This window comes from Biostraticola tofi, assembly GCF_004343195.1.
GTDB classification, from domain to species: domain Bacteria; phylum Pseudomonadota; class Gammaproteobacteria; order Enterobacterales; family Enterobacteriaceae; genus Biostraticola; species Biostraticola tofi.
On sequence record NZ_SMCR01000019.1, the window covers coordinates 1 to 14,658 of the forward strand.

The following is a 14,658-nucleotide window of genomic DNA, read 5'->3' on the forward strand; positions in this document are numbered from 1 at the left end:
CATCATGGAACTTCCTGGGATGCTTCTTGATGCCCGCATCCATATAGCGAATAGCTCAGAACACCTTTCCTACGGTGCTGACAGTGCTGAACTGCTTCGCATCCGGGCTCGTTATACTACCCCGCTGGGCCTGCGTGCATCTTCCCTGGCAAGACGGATTCGGAAGCAGTGTGGTTTTCCGGAATCGCCTCTTTCAGAGGGGCCACATTCGGCAACTCTGGTTCTTCTCAAAGAACGAAAACGCCATGTAATGCAGGGGCTATCTGAACTGACCGAGTCAGCCATTTAATACTATTTAGAAAGCCAACCTCTGGTGGGCTTTCCTCGTTTCATATATGCGGATTGTTCTCTGGCTGCAAAGGGTCAAACCGCATAGCCTTTCTCATTGTATTAATTTCATCAAAGAACTGCTGCTCACTTATCCGGAAGAATAGTGTGCGGTGCATTTGTTTCAGGAGCGGTTGCGTTCCACGACGTGCGGCTTCGGTGAACAGGGCAAAATATAGTGAAATGCCGTGTGGAATCACTTCTGCATTCCGGTAAGCTTCGGCCCGAAGTGCCAGTAGTTCTCTGGCCATTCCGTTCATCAAAATCTGCTGCAGTTGTTCTTCTGATGTGATTCCGAAAATCTGGCAGTACTGCTGGTTTTCTAGCGGCAATTGCCATTGAAACCAGTATTCATTGAGTCTGGCCCCAGTAAGCTTCTCCACTTCTTTATCCATTAGCTTTACCAGTTCACTGGTGCGCACAAAATTCCCCAGTAGATCACCGAAGGTGGCCGTCAGGAGTTCCAGCACAAGATCGTTTTTGGATTTCCCAGCCAGGCGGGCCTGTTCTGTAATGGCAGCATCGACATCTGCAGGGATTTTTCGCAGCGTCATTACCCGATTAGCTTCTTCAAGGAAGCTATCTACAATCCTACTCATCACCGTCACCATAATCGCCAGAGGAAATGTAATGGTGATTCTTATCTCATATATGCTTTCATTAAGTCAAATAATGCTTTTATGCATCAATTTTAAAAATTGATGCTGATAATGAACTGACAAGCCATATGAGTTGCTCTGCTTTCCGATGAGATCCGAAAACCGATATTGTCGGAAGAGCTAGGGTTAGAACCACACCCCCGTAGTCTGCTGTACAGTCTGATCGGCACATGCAAATTAAACGGAATCGCACCTGAATCCTATCGTCGTATATCCTCAGCGTGATAGCTGACTGGCCGATAAATCGGGAGGCGTAACCCCTGTCCTGGAATGTGGGTCTGACCACGGAATAACCGTCAATACTGGGCTCAAAGTACGCTTTCGGTAGTGAGCCTGGTCCGAATAAACCACCTGTTCATGGGCTCGGACAGCGGTAGCAACCAGGCGGCACTGATGTTCACGCTGATCTGCCAACGCTTGTGTATCTGGCCTTTTGTCTTATATCATTGGCGCTAACAGATCGGCTGTTACAAACTGAACAGGGGGCGCCGGAGGCGTACCTGCGCTATGTGCTGGCGATAATTGCGGATCAACCCATCAATAAGATCAAAGATCTCATGCCGCGGACCCTCGAAATCCCTGAGGAATAAGCGTCAATACCGTGCTGATCTGACGCTTACTGAGGGCCAAGCATCAACACTTGTGAGTACCGAATGAATAATGAAGCTAAGTAGAATGAAATTTATTGACAATTATTTACATTAAGATTATAGGATAATTACAGTTTCACATCTTTGAAGAGAAATGAGATGGCGTTACAAAGGTTGCTTTTTTTGTTTAAAACGGTGGCTATCGCGATAGTCATTTTTCAGAGCTCTTTTTCATTTGCTGAACAATGTGGCTCTCAAGCGGGGAATGCCAGGTGCTCAAGAGGTCTATGTTGTAGCGCAGCTGGGTATTGTGGCAACACAATTGATTATTGCTGTATCAATTATGGGTGCCAAATAAACGGTGGCGACTGTACTTTTGACTGCAGAATCATTCATATGAGTACCCCCGCGCAAACTATTAAATGGCTTGTTACCCCTAAAAATCCATCAAATTGTTCGAAAGGCAATACTGATGCTTTTTCATTAAAAGCACCACAAGCACTGCCACAATCAAAAGCTATTGAAAAATTTTAGGTTATATAAAAATGTCAAGGATGCGAATGTTGACAGGGATGTTATATAAAGTTTATTGGCACCCCCCCCCACCTAACTCTAGATAAATCTGGGCCAGATTTTGCAGCTGGTTAAAACGGTTGGTATCTAGCTCAACTTGCGCCATCCTCCTTGTCTCCTGCGCATCAAGCCAAAAGTTAATAGGGGTCGCTCCATTACGATAGCGGATTTCGTACATTCTTTCTGATTTCTGCGCCAAAGACAGTGAATTATTCAGCAGTTTTTCCTGCGCTAGCAGTTGAGCACGCAACGTCAGGGCATTGTCGACATCAGCCATTGCCTCATAGAGAACCTGTTTAAAATCTATCACCCGTTGCTCATAGTCGTTGCGAGCGATCTTCACATTGATATTCATTTCACGCCATTGCAGGAAAGGTAACGTTAAGGCAGCATCTATGTCAGCAATGGGATTGTTTAAGAACCTTAATAATGAATTACTGCTTGTCCCTAGTGAGCCGGTCAGACTGAATGCTGGATATAATTGTGCCCGCTGCACGTCGACATCGGCCAATGCCTCTCGCAGCCGGAACTCGCTCGCCTTAATATCGGGTCTGCATGCTAATACGCTGGCCGGTATACCAGGATTGACAAGGGGTAACGGCCCGCTGGGGAGTGAGCCGGGGTCAACTCCGTTAGTCCCTGTTTTGGCGCCTAATAGCACCGATTGTGTGTTAAGCGCGTTTCTACGTTCGCTTAAAAGCGTTAGATGGTCGTTTTCCTGGTTGGCGACGTTTTGCTCAGCGGCAAGCACATCCAGCGACGACACATTGCCGGCGCGAAAGCGGGCGGTCACCAAGCGCAAGGAGTCTTTGGCGTACTGAATGCTCTGCTGGCTGATGGCAATCCGCTGATTAAGATAGGCGAGTAGCCAATAATTGGTGCTGGCATTCGCCAGCAGCGTAAGCCGGGCCTCCTCCAGGTCACGCTCCGTGGCTTCACGCTCCCAGATCGCGGCGTCCTGCTGGCGGGCCAATTTACCCCACAAATCCACCTCATAACTGACGCTGACGGTGGCGTAGCCACCCTTGCTCCAGGGGGCCGCGCTATCCAGCCGCCTGCTGGCAGCGGTATCCAACGCGCCGGTTGCCACCGGCTGATGCTCAATACCGGTCAGTTGCTCGCTCAGCCGAGCGCGGTATACACGCAGCGCCGCCAAAGCCAGATCGTTATTGCTGGCTATCACCCGATCCAGCCAGCGCGTTAACGCCGGATCGTTAAAGTCATTCCAGGAAAAGGGCACGGATTGACCGGCCGTTTCGGCCTCGCGCCAATGGGTGGGATAGTCGATCGCCGGCGGATAGTATTCGCTGCGCAAGGTATTTCCGCATCCCGCGCTGAGAGTGATGGCCACGGCCAGGGCCAGGCGGGGAATGATTTTTTTCATCTTCTATTCCCTCGCCAATGACTGCACCGGGTCCATCCGAGCGGCTTTGCGGGCGGGCAGGTAGCCAAAAATCATGCCGATAAGGGTTGAACAGCAAAAGGCGAACACCGCGGTGGGCCAAGAGATGATAGCGGTCAGCACGCCGCCTGACAGCGAGGTAAACAGCGGGCCGATCATCAGCGACAGGCCAATCCCCAGCACGCCGCCGGCCAGGCACACCAATACCGCCTCTGTCATGAATTGCTGCATGATATCGCTCTCGCGGGCGCCCACCGCCATACGCACGCCGATTTCGTGGGTACGCTCGGTAACCGAGACCAGCATGATGTTCATCACCCCGATACTGCCGACGGTCAGCGCCACGGACGCTATCATCAAAATCAGCATGCGGAAAATCATTGAGGTATGCTCCTGGGCCTGACGGATTTGATCGAAATTAAACAGTCGGAAGTCTTCTGCGCCATGGCGCTGTATCAGCAACTGGCGGATAGCGCTGACGGCGGCTTCATTGGAAACATTGTCTTTAAGTTGCAGGGTGATGCTGTCGAGCGAGGACTTATTTACGATGCGGCGCATCACGGTGGTATAAGGCAGCCAGACGCCGAGGAGACTCGGATTCCTGTTCTGGTTGTTATGCGCCACCCCGATAATTCTTACCGGCACGGCCGCCAGAAAAATCACCTGGCCCAGCGGACTGCCGTGGGCGGCGCCAAAAAGGGCCTTAACGGCATTATCGTCGATGATGGCCACTTGCTGCGCCTCAAGGACATCAGAAAAACGGGCGCCGTCGATGAGACTTATTCCCTGTATGTGGAAATAGTCGCGGCCTACGCCCGTGATCAATACATTGGTCGAGGTATTCTGAAAGCGGACCGGCTTTGAAACTTCAATGACGGGACTGACGCTGTCGACAAAGCTCAGGCTAGCCAACGCATCCGCATCCGCGGGGATCAAGGTGCGAAAATTTTTGGGCGTCGTCGCGGAATAATCTCCCCCAGGGTAAATGCCGACCCTGTTGGTGCCCAGGCCCATGATAAATTGCAATGTGTGTTGCCGGGCGCCTTCGCCCAACCCGACCACGCTCACCACGGCCGCAATGCCAAAGACAATGCCAATCATGGTCAGCCCGGTTCGCAGCCGGTGGCCGTGCAGGGTTTTCAGCGCCATACGCAGCGATTCCCGCGTGCGATCCAGGAAGTTGCGCCAGGCGCTTTGCCCGCTTTGGGGGGGGCGAAAATCCCGCTCATGGCGGGAGGATGTTGCCTGGCCGCTGTCGGCCACAATCTCACCGTCATGCAGTTCAATGATCCGCTGGGCGTGTCGGGCGACCGCCATATCATGGGTAACGATGATGACGGTATGCCCACGTTGGTTGAGGTCGGCAAGGATGTGCAGCACCTCTTGTCCGGCGCGGGAGTCAAGCGCGCCGGTGGGTTCGTCCGCCAGGATAATCGCGCCGCCGTTAATCAGGGCGCGGGCAATGCTGACCCGCTGCTGCTGGCCACCGGAAAGCTCACCCGGCTTATGGTGTTCGTAGCCCGCCAAACCCAGTTGCCTTAATAGCTGCACCGCGCGTTCGCGCCGCTCCCGGCGCTCGACGCCGGCGTAGATGGCCGGGATTTCCACGTTATCCAGCGCGCTGGTATCCGGCATCAGGTGATAGCGTTGAAAAATGAAGCCGATATGCTCGCGGCGCAGGCGCGCCCGCTCATCGGATGTGAGCAAGGCGGCGTTCTGTGCGCCGATGAAGTAGTCGCCGCCGTCGGGCGCATCCAGACATCCCATAATATTGAGCAGCGTCGATTTGCCGGAGCCGGACGCGCCGGTTATCGCCACCATCTCGCCGGGGGCGATGGTCAGGTTTATCCCCTTCAGCACGCGGGATTGCTGGCCGCCGTTGGTGTAGGCGCGGCTGACATTGCGCAGTTCGATACTGTTGTTCACCAGGCGGGCGCCGCCTGGCCGCTGGCCGGAGAGAGCACAATACGTTCACCTGGCGTCAGGCCGGTCAACACCTGGATATCCGTGCTATTGCTGATGCCGGTGGTGATAGTGCGCGTTTGCGGTGTATTGTCCGGGCCCAAGACAAGGACTGCCTGCGGCCCGCCCGGTCTGGTTATTATCGCTTGACGCGGGATCAGCAGGGTATCGCGGCCCTCGGCCCTGAGCAGCGATACCTGGGCCGTCATGGCAATACGGAATGTATTGTCGGCATTGGGCACATCCAATAGCGCGTTGTAATAAACCGAGGGATTATCGCTGCCGGAGGACGACTGGCCGGCGGAGAGCGCATCATCCCGCATGACGGATTCCGGTGCGAGTTCGATGCTGCGTAATGTTGCGTTATAGCGTTTCCCCGGCTCGGAGAAAATGGTGAAGTAGGCTTGTTGGCCGACAGTGACATGGGTGATATCCGCTTCGGATATTTGCGCCTTGATTTGCATGACATCCAGCCGCGCCAGCTTGGCGATGGTCGGCGCGATTTGATTGGCATTTACGGTCTGGCCCTGCTGGGTAATAATGGCGATGACGGTACCGTCCATCGGCGCCAGAATTTTGGTATAGCTGAGCGCAACTTTTTTATTATCCACTTCGATTTGCGCTTGCACAATCTGGGCTTGCAGCGCCAGCAGATCGGCACGGGTGGTGGCCAGGGTGGCTTCCGCGCTGTCATAGTCCTGCTGCGAGCTGGCCTCATCGCTGAGCATTCTTTTTTGCCGTCGGAACTCTGCTTGCGCCTGCTTGAGCGCGGCCTGTTTGGCTAGCTGTTGGGCATAAGCGACGTTAAGCGCGGCTTCGGCATTACGCAAATCGTTACGCTGCGGCAGGTCGTCTATTTCGGCAATAAGCTGGCCGTTATGCACCCGATCGCCCACTTTGATTTTCAGCGATTTCACCTGACCGGAGACCTGAGCCCCGACATTGACGCGCTCAAGGGCATCCAGTTTACCTGCCGCCAGAACCACGTTTTCGATGTCGCCTTTACGGACAGGTACAGTACTATAAATCACTGGAGCTGGACGCTGCCAAAAATACAACACCAGAGCAATAACGATGAATATCATAGCCATCAGTACAATAACGAGCTGGCGGCGTTGGGAAAACTGCATCAGATTGACGTCCTTATGCCAATTAGCGGCTAATGCGGTAACGTAGTATCTTTACAATCTGATATAAGAGACAAAATAAGAATCAGTAAGTTCAGTTTACACTGAGTACCTATTCGCTCATTTAATCAGCTATGGATAAGTTAATCGACGGCGGACATCATCGAAACATCAATTGTAATGACATTGTTATCCTCTCGCACCGATATGGGGTGTGGGCCGGGAGACAAAACTACAATCTCTGTTGTTATGCCAAGCGCTTGACTTCCATCTTTCAACGTATGATGTTGTGCTTTTAGTGCCCCCTCCCGAAAAATCCTGACGGCCCGCTAACCTATGTTTGGATCATTTGCTGACACGCTTATCCTGTATGTGCAACGAGAAAGGGAAAGTGACACCTCTGTGGAAAAAAAAGCAGAAAATTGAAAACTCTCATGTGTAGCACCCATACACCCGGTACGGCTGATGGCGAAAGTCATGGTCTGAGCCGAAACCCCGAATGCGGAGGCATAGGCATAGAACACATTTCAGGCGCGAAACCTCTGCTTACGACTTGTACTGTAAGGCAGGATACAGGCGGATAACGACAGGGTTGCAGCCTATCATCGAATAGATAAACACACTCAGATGCATCTCCTTCACTTGCATATAATCCTGAACACAGGTGGTCTCCGAGTGGTAGAGATGTTCAACGGCATCAGCAGATGCCTGATTTAACCACCGTCCACTGGTAGCTTTGACTCGTTAGTGGCTCATCACAGTTAATCAGTGTTGCTCATAAGCCACTATAAATATTTATCTGATCCGTCCCATTTTGTAGATGGATTTATGTTTCCCTAAACTAGATTACTGGACGGAGGCTTTATTAATAGCACTGATCAAAGCTTTTTCATCTACTGCGCCAGAAAAAACAGTTATATTGCTTTTATTGCCACCTGATGTTGGCATAATGATAAAAGCTGGCGTACCGGTTAGTCCCAGTTTATGTGCCAATGAGTTTATGTTGTCGATGATTGCATTGGTTTGTGATAACTTCTCTGTACTGGGCGCTGGAATACCTATTTTTTTAAGTACATCAGCGATATCTTGATCGGTCAGTTTACCTTCGTTATGGCCTGTTTTGTAAATAGCACTGTGGTAAGACAGATAGTCCGCAGAACCACTTTCTTTCCATACTAACAGACCTGTTTGAGCGGCAATGATGGACGGCTGCCATTGACTACCAAATATCGGCCATTCTTTAAAAATATATCTCACATTTGTATTTGCCTTCATGACATTTTCCACAATGGGTGCCATCCGGCTACAAAAAATGCACTGATAGTCAAAAAATTCAATCATCGCAATCTTTGCGTCCGCAGGTCCTGCAGTGGGGGTATTTTTATCAGCAAGCAATGCGTCTTTATTGGTGAGGACGATTTCAGCAAAGGCATTTGCTTGCTTCTCCTCCTCTTGTTCCTGTAGTTTCTGACTGGCCTGGAGCAATATGTCAGGATGCGCTACCAGGTAATCCGCAGCAATTTTCCCAATCTGTGCCTGTTGTTCTGGGTTGAATGCAGGCACGGTTTCTTTAGCGTAAGCCCCATGAAATGAGGCAATGCATGCGACGGCCAAACAGACCTGATGCAGTTTTATTCTCACTACACTTCTCCTAAACGAAGACGACACGACACTCGATTAAAACGCGTTAACCATTCTATTGCAATGGATAAAAGACTGTAAAAAAATATTCTCCGCCGATTATTCCGTTGACTGAGCTGGCGTTGTTCACCCCAAGCTCCTTTCTGATTTATAGTACGAGGGTGGCCATTGTTAGAAGATCCGCTTATGCGTTTAAGATGGTATGTCCCCTAAATTTCAACTCATCAGGACAATAGCTCAAAACATGTTTTATTGTGGTTTTTGATTTTCAATTTTGCCAATGTGTGGCAAAAAGGTTGCACAAGCCATCCTTCCGGGTGGCTTCTTATTTCATGCCTTCAAAACGTAGGCAGCTCCAGCGGTGCTAAGTGCTTAGCTTCCCGCAGCGCACCTATCTCCGCCCAGAAGCGGCTTTCCTCAGTAAAAAAATACAGCCCGCGGTAAAACCGGCGCAACGTCTTTAGATCCCGACCCGCCGCGTCGGCAAACAACGCACAGGTCAACGAGATGCCGTAAGGCAGCATAGGGATACCCCCGTCCAGTTGCCGGGCGCGCAGCGCCAGGTAAGGCACGTTGGCCATCATGATCTGCTGCAGATCGTCTTCATTCCTGATGCCCAAAATACGGCAGTGCTCGCGGTTGCCGGCCAGGGTCATGGCGCTGTCGTACCACTGTGTCGTCAGCGGATAGCCGGTTACTTTAGCCAGCTCGTTGTCCATCAGCGCGACCAGTGCGCTGGTCCGGCAGAAGTTGCCGATCAGGTCACCGAAGGTGGCCGACAAAAACTCCTGCACAAAATCGCTTTTCGATTTGCCCGCCGCCTTGGCCTGCAGTGTGATAGCGTCATCGACCTCTGACGGCACATTGCGTACCGTAATGGACTTTTTGCTGCCCGATTCGTTTTTCATTGTATTTTCACTCATAAACGGCAATTTATCTCAACTTGATGCATTTACGGCGTCTATGCTAATTCTATTCTGGTGTTGGCGTAAAAATCAATAAGTGATGCAATTAATAAATTATGCATCACATCTTCGCACTTGATGATGACGACCGTCAGTTTCCGGGTGCAGATCCGATTTGTGTTGAAACCGGATCTGCTAAGACATCATAAGAAAAGATCCCGGCCATTTTCCAGACTTCCTAATAGTTTTGTTAATGAGGTCAGTTGGCAACTATACCTATCGGGCTGTGTTAGGGTGCTTTGCGCGTAGGATGAAATGCAGCTTGGGATTATGTTTAAAAGACGCATAACTCACATACATACCTCTCACAGGCAGTGCCAACCTAGACTGTTTTTAGTGCTATTTTTACTTCTTGAAGAGGGGTATTATTCCATTAGCTAAGTTTAATTTTTAACATTTTACCGCAGAATCCCTGGATTAGGGATCAAAAAGGAATAGTTATAATGCCAGGCAGACAAAATAACCAAATCCAATTACGTCTCAAAAAAATAGTGATTGATAATCTTAAAGGTATTTCTGGTTGTGAAATTGAATTTCCCTTAGATAAAAAAATCACTGCGATAATGGGAATAAATGGTTCTGGGAAATCCACAATTATTCATGCGCTGGCATGCTGTTATAGGCCCAAAAATAATACATCTAAAGACAATAATAAGTTCTCAGATTTTTTTACACCACATGTTGACAATAATTGGCAAGGAAGTGGTTTTACAGTTTTTTTTTACAAAGGAACTGTAGGTAATGAACGAGCTAAGATTACATTTACAGCATTACCGGACATACCTGATAATTCACATATTTATGAACAAGAATATTCCAAAGTTAAACGATGGATACCGGTTTATGAACGCCGGCCGGTTAAAGAATCAATTTATCTTGGGCTACAGAACTTGGGCACTCTCTCAGATGACCTGTCGGCATCCCGTTCTGCTAAGTATACCAGTACAACCTTTATTCCGGAAGCGCTGAAGACAAAGATCCTGGCCTCCATGTCAAGAATTATGGAAGCTGATTATACTGATCTGATGCTATGCACAACGGTACGGGGGAATCGTTCTTTTATTAAAGTCACAAAAAATGGCGTGACTTACACCGAGCATACCATGGGAGCCGGTGAAAAAAGGGTTTATGAGGTCATAAAGGCTGCTCACGATACGCAACTTTACCCCAACGGCATTTTGCTCATTGATGAGCTGGATGTTCTGCTTCATGAAAAGGCCTTTAAAAAAATAGTTGAAGAACTCATTGATATTGCAAATAAAAATATGTTAGAGATTATATTTTCAACTCATCGAGAGTCGATTATAAAATTCAAAAGAGCGATTAATATTGTCAGCATTTTTAATTTAGGAACAGGTATTCAGGCGTACCCTGGCGTTTCTGCCGATGCATTAAGACAACTCAGTGACATACAGCCAGAAATGGTAAGTGTTTTTGTTGAAGATGAACTTGCCCGAACTGCAATAAATGTCTTACTTGAAAGAGAAGCGCTGTCGGACATAGTGAATGTCGCGTTGTTTGGTGCTGCTGAAAACTCAGCGGTGGTATTATCTGGATTACTTCTTTCGGGCAAAAATATTGATAATGTTATGGGTGTAACCGACGGGGACGTTTACGAAACTTTGGAGAAGCGTGACGTCATGGTGAAAAAAATATTTTCAGGTTTAGGCGATGCGGTACAAAAGCAAAAAGTGTTAAGCCGAATATTTCAATTCAACCTGACTCATTTAGGACTAAAAGGGGCGCCGGAATTTAATCATAAAACCTGGTTTGAAGAGATAAATTCAGAAAATGTAAGCGACGCAGAAAAAACAGAGTTTGTAAAACTTAAACATTATTCCACCTCAATAAACGGGTTGCAAGATTGGCATGATTATTATGATCAAATTAATGCGCTTGCGAGAAAACCAAGTATAGAACATACCATCCTGAGCTTTATCAGTAAATACAGCCCCGAGTGGGATAATTATATTGGTGAAGTGCGCAATGAAATCCAAGCCCGTGCTCAGGAACTGCGGTAAAGTCATCTCCTTTTGGTTAATTAACACAATGATGTTCAGGACCTGTCATCACATAGTACCCATGACAACAGTTGGCGCAATACGACAGTGTGTACGGGACATCCATCGGGTGGACTTGTCTCGTTTCATAACCTCACAAATTCGGCAGCTCCAACGGCGCCAGCTTTTTTGCCTCCCGCAGCGCGCCAATCTCCGCCCAGAAACAGCTTTCCTCGGTGAAATAATACAATCCGCGGTAAAACAGGCGCAGCGTCTTCAGATCCCGGCCAGCCGCGTCGGCGAACAGCGCATAAGTCAGCGAGATACCGTGAGGCAACAAAGGAATATCCCCCTCCAGTTGCCGGGCGCGTTGCGCCAGGTAAGGCACGTTGGCCATCAAGATTTGCTGCAGGTCATCTTCATTCCTGATCCCCAAGATACGACAGTGCTCCCGGTTGCCGGCCAGGGTCATGGCACTGTCATACCACTGCGCCGTCAACGGATAGCCGGTTACTTTCGCCAGCTCGTTGTCCATCAGCGCGACCAGTGCGCTGGTCCGGATAAAATTGCCGATCAGGTCACCGAAGGTGGCCGACAAAAATTCCTGCACAAAATCACTCTTGGATTTGCCGGCGACCTTAGCCTGCAATGTAATAGCGTCATCCACCGCAGCAGGCACATTACGTACTGTGAGGGTCCTTTTGCTATCCGGTTCGTCTTCCATTGATTTTTATCTCCTTTGCCTCTATTAATGACAGGTGTTTGCAACCGCCGTTTATAGAACGATTTAACGCCATTAATTTGCAGACTTAAATCTATGATGCAGATATATTTTACAGCATCATATGTCGCAAGGTGACGATGAGGGGCGTCAGTTTCCGGGCGCAGATCCGATTTGTGTTGTTCTAAGAAGAATTTTTTGTTGAAGTATTTTAGTAAGATAAGCACATATAAAAAGTAAAGAAGGTTAACCATGACCGTCATTCTGAATTGCGCATCCCGTGAAGCTGCATTAAAGTCACTTAGTGAATGTTTTCAATGCCAGCCCTCTGAATTAAAGAGGGTTTTGATATTATTGGATCTAGATGTGATTTATGAGCAGCAACCACGGGTCCTGATCCCTTGCGAACAATATTTATACAATTTTGTTATCGAGCATCTTGGTGAACATCTCCCATTAACGCAAGTCATGTGGTTTCATGGGACGCGTACAGCACCAAACAACGATTTTGCGGCGGGGATTCTATGTTTAAACGAATCTGCTCCAAAAGTGTGGAGAACGGTCATTGAGTTCGCACCGAGCAAAGTGGTCAAAGAACGGCTCGAAAGATGGAGATTTCAGGCTGTGCCAAATTACTTGTACCAAATGAGAACGGAAGACTCACTTCACTGGGGCCCATTTGGTTATTTAGTAAAAGAGGTGTTGCTGAATGCTCGGGCATTATCACAGCATGATTATCTGGGGATACCTGAATTAATAGAAGATATTTGTATTGCGTATCAAGAAAACTATAATGAAGATATTCTTCAACATTATACCGACGTACTAAAGCCAAAAATTGTGCAGTTTGTTTCTGATAAACGATGTGATAAAAGCTGTATAGAAACAGCTTTATGTTACGCTTATTCATCAGCTAGAAATTTACCACCTGATAGTAATTCTGTAAGTGGTATCGATTATGAAGGACAAAACATCCCTCCTTTAAATATTGTGGATATAGAGCAGCTATGAAAAAAAACAAAAAAAACACATCAAGCTTTTTTAAATAAAAAAATTATTAAATGCCCACCATGAAAATTTCTTATCTACCTCCATTCTTTTTTGGACATCATCATGATTCGGATCGTATTGACTTCCACATGTCTTATCAAATACAGGAAGATCTTGGATCATAGTTTTCAGAATTTTTACTTTTTCTTGCTTGGTGTTAAATATTAAAAAAGGCAGCTTTATTATGGGCGGTTTTGTTTGAGTATGAAGGGGCATCTTTAAATCAATGTCATGACCTGGCATAGTATGTAATCCCCGGATATGGTAAAATAAACTGTATGATAGCGTTCCTTTCATAAAAGAAAAAATATCGGCATAGAAATCTGTTTCGTATTTTTTTCCGCTCTTAGGATAAGAAAGGGTATCAATATCAGGCAAGGGAAACGTTAACCCTTCATCTCGAAAACTTATAACAGGTACAGTTATTAGGATTTGATTATTATATTTTAGTTTATATTCATCGCGAACAGGTTTTTGGTATTCTATATTTTGCCACCAATAATTCCCTGTACCACCCTCTTTGATACTTTCCGTTTCGATCGAATAAGCAGGATCTGGTTTATAATAGCCCTTATTGACACCGTCATACTCCCAGTTGACCGCGTCCTCCAGGATCGGTAAAAAGCGCTCGAGCGGCGGTAGGTCAAGCCCGAACCGTTCTCGCCACATGGCCACCACATCCCCGGGGGGCGCGCAGCGATTTACAGGCGTGTTGCTATCGCCAGTCCGGCTATAGATCACACCGGCTCTGATGGTTTTCTTACCGCATTGATAGTCTTGCGTCAGGTAATAGGGCTTATCGCTAACGTTCGAGATGCACAGTGTCGCGAGTTCTTTTCCTCCTTCCGACAGGTAACTGAGCTGGATGACAGGGATTTTATTTTCTGCAAAATGTAAATTTCGCAGGCAGTCGATAATATCTGCCTGTGTATAACGTTTATTATCTTTACTGAGTCCTACAATCTCCAGGTCATCGCTGACACCGAATATAATGTAGCGGTCACGTTCATGAATAACATTGGCCATACACAGTATGTCATGTACTAAAGAAGCCTGGTTTTCATGAAATTTAAGTTTAAAATCCCACCAAAGCCTTCTTTTCCTGATAATATTAAATCATTTATTAACTTTAACATAGCTGTCTATTACCTATAGTAATACTATTTTGTGAAATCCCACAGTGTGGCGATTTTTATGATATTCGCTTGAACTAATGTCCCCAAAGTAGTTAAAACAGTCAAAAACACTATGGCGTAAGTTAACCAGGTCATTTTGTGTTGTGTAGCCAAATTTTGCTTATATTTTAATTTTGTAATTTCATATTGAGCGATGGTCTCTTGTGCTTTCCCGGTAACTTGGTATTTATTGCCACTCCTGATTAAATCCCCGCTTAACCGAAGTGAATCGAGGTTAAGTTCAAGCAATTTTTGGTATCTTTTAGCATCAGGGTGGGTGTGCCAGATATGACTATGCTCTTTTGTTAATATATCTGCAGCATCTAATCCTTGGTTACTGTCTGTTGATATGTAGTTATTTATCAGTGTGCGCAATATCTTCACTTTATCAGTAACCACTAATTTTTTCCTGGAAAAACGATATCGATTATACCAATTCTTGAAGCGGTGAAAATATACAATAATA

At 47.4% G+C, this 14,658-nt stretch carries 11 protein-coding genes and 3 pseudogenes; 5 read left to right on the forward strand and 9 right to left on the reverse strand.

The features are described 5' to 3' along the window. Positions 1-289, forward strand: a pseudogene (locus EDC52_RS20150) (hypothetical protein); the annotation flags it as partial. A gap of 40 nt (positions 290-329) precedes the next feature. Here EDC52_RS20150 and EDC52_RS19365 read toward each other — a convergent pair. After that, on the reverse strand, positions 330-926 hold the full coding sequence (locus EDC52_RS19365) for a hypothetical protein (RefSeq protein ID WP_131867947.1): 597 nt from the start codon (positions 924-926) through the stop codon (positions 330-332). 204 nt (positions 927-1,130) lie between these two features. Here EDC52_RS19365 and EDC52_RS19370 point away from each other — a divergent pair. Together EDC52_RS19370 and EDC52_RS19930 are read left to right on the forward strand one after the other, a co-directional pair. Beyond that, a pseudogene (locus tag EDC52_RS19370) lies at positions 1,131-1,243 on the forward strand (transposase domain-containing protein); the annotation flags it as partial. 729 nt (positions 1,244-1,972) lie between these two features. Beyond that, a complete protein-coding gene (locus tag EDC52_RS19930; RefSeq protein WP_165911770.1) occupies positions 1,973-2,110 on the forward strand; it encodes a hypothetical protein in 138 nt (45 codons plus the stop codon). Positions 2,111-2,162: 52 nt separating this feature from the next. Here EDC52_RS19930 and EDC52_RS19380 read toward each other — a convergent pair whose 3' ends face one another. From EDC52_RS19380 to EDC52_RS19400, 5 genes are all read right to left on the reverse strand, one after another. Next, positions 2,163-3,533 carry a TolC family protein gene (locus EDC52_RS19380; RefSeq protein WP_131867951.1) on the reverse strand — a complete coding sequence of 457 codons (1,371 nt, stop codon included), beginning with the start codon at positions 3,531-3,533 and terminating at the stop codon, positions 2,163-2,165. 3 nt (positions 3,534-3,536) lie between these two features. Continuing rightward, a complete protein-coding gene (locus EDC52_RS19385) occupies positions 3,537-5,477 on the reverse strand; it encodes a MacB family efflux pump subunit (protein ID WP_131867953.1) in 1,941 nt (646 codons plus the stop codon). Continuing rightward, positions 5,474-6,643 (reverse strand): efflux RND transporter periplasmic adaptor subunit, encoded by a 1,170-nt coding sequence (locus tag EDC52_RS19390; RefSeq protein ID WP_131867955.1) that lies wholly within the window; start codon positions 6,641-6,643, stop codon positions 5,474-5,476. Before EDC52_RS19390 ends, EDC52_RS19385 begins: the two co-directional genes overlap by 4 nt. Before the next feature lie 843 nt (positions 6,644-7,486). Next, positions 7,487-8,275: a DsbA family protein gene (locus EDC52_RS19395; protein WP_131867965.1), complete on the reverse strand. Its 789-nt coding sequence runs from the start codon at positions 8,273-8,275 to the stop codon at positions 7,487-7,489. Between the two features lie 344 nt (positions 8,276-8,619). Next, on the reverse strand, positions 8,620-9,189 hold the full coding sequence (locus EDC52_RS19400) for a hypothetical protein (RefSeq protein ID WP_230468104.1): 570 nt from the start codon (positions 9,187-9,189) through the stop codon (positions 8,620-8,622). Positions 9,190-9,689: 500 nt separating this feature from the next. On the opposite strand from EDC52_RS19400, the gene EDC52_RS19405 reads away from it, so the two are divergent. Then, entirely contained in the window at positions 9,690-11,267 is a 1,578-nt protein-coding gene (locus EDC52_RS19405) for an AAA family ATPase (protein ID WP_131867959.1), read from the forward strand. 133 nt (positions 11,268-11,400) lie between these two features. Here the strand turns inward: EDC52_RS19405 and EDC52_RS19410 are convergent, their stop codons facing one another. Further along, on the reverse strand, positions 11,401-11,970 hold the full coding sequence (locus EDC52_RS19410) for a hypothetical protein (RefSeq protein ID WP_131867961.1): 570 nt from the start codon (positions 11,968-11,970) through the stop codon (positions 11,401-11,403). A gap of 249 nt (positions 11,971-12,219) precedes the next feature. Between EDC52_RS19410 and EDC52_RS19935 the strand changes: the two genes are divergently transcribed. Further along, positions 12,220-12,978, forward strand: a complete 759-nt coding sequence (locus tag EDC52_RS19935) for a hypothetical protein (protein ID WP_165911771.1) — start codon at positions 12,220-12,222, stop codon at positions 12,976-12,978. Positions 12,979-13,008: 30 nt separating this feature from the next. On the opposite strand, the gene EDC52_RS19420 is transcribed toward EDC52_RS19935, so the two are convergent. Next, positions 13,009-14,127, reverse strand: coding sequence for an ATP-binding protein (locus EDC52_RS19420; RefSeq protein ID WP_329955566.1), 1,119 nt, complete (start codon positions 14,125-14,127; stop codon positions 13,009-13,011). Between the two features lie 50 nt (positions 14,128-14,177). Continuing rightward, a pseudogene (locus EDC52_RS19425) lies at positions 14,178-14,658 on the reverse strand (hypothetical protein); the annotation flags it as partial.

Coding starts and splice junctions, on each gene's coding strand:
- EDC52_RS19935 (WP_165911771.1), top strand. CDS start 12,220: ATGACCGTCATTCTGAATTGCGCATCCCGTGAAGCTGCATTAAAGTCA.
- EDC52_RS19410 (WP_131867961.1), bottom strand. CDS start 11,970: ATGGAAGACGAACCGGATAGCAAAAGGACCCTCACAGTACGTAATGTG.
- EDC52_RS19380 (WP_131867951.1), bottom strand. CDS start 3,533: ATGAAAAAAATCATTCCCCGCCTGGCCCTGGCCGTGGCCATCACTCTC.
- EDC52_RS19405 (WP_131867959.1), top strand. CDS start 9,690: ATGCCAGGCAGACAAAATAACCAAATCCAATTACGTCTCAAAAAAATA.
- EDC52_RS19400 (WP_230468104.1), bottom strand. CDS start 9,189: ATGAAAAACGAATCGGGCAGCAAAAAGTCCATTACGGTACGCAATGTG.
- EDC52_RS19365 (WP_131867947.1), bottom strand. CDS start 926: ATGAGTAGGATTGTAGATAGCTTCCTTGAAGAAGCTAATCGGGTAATG.
- EDC52_RS19930 (WP_165911770.1), top strand. CDS start 1,973: ATGAGTACCCCCGCGCAAACTATTAAATGGCTTGTTACCCCTAAAAAT.
- EDC52_RS19390 (WP_131867955.1), bottom strand. CDS start 6,643: ATGCAGTTTTCCCAACGCCGCCAGCTCGTTATTGTACTGATGGCTATG.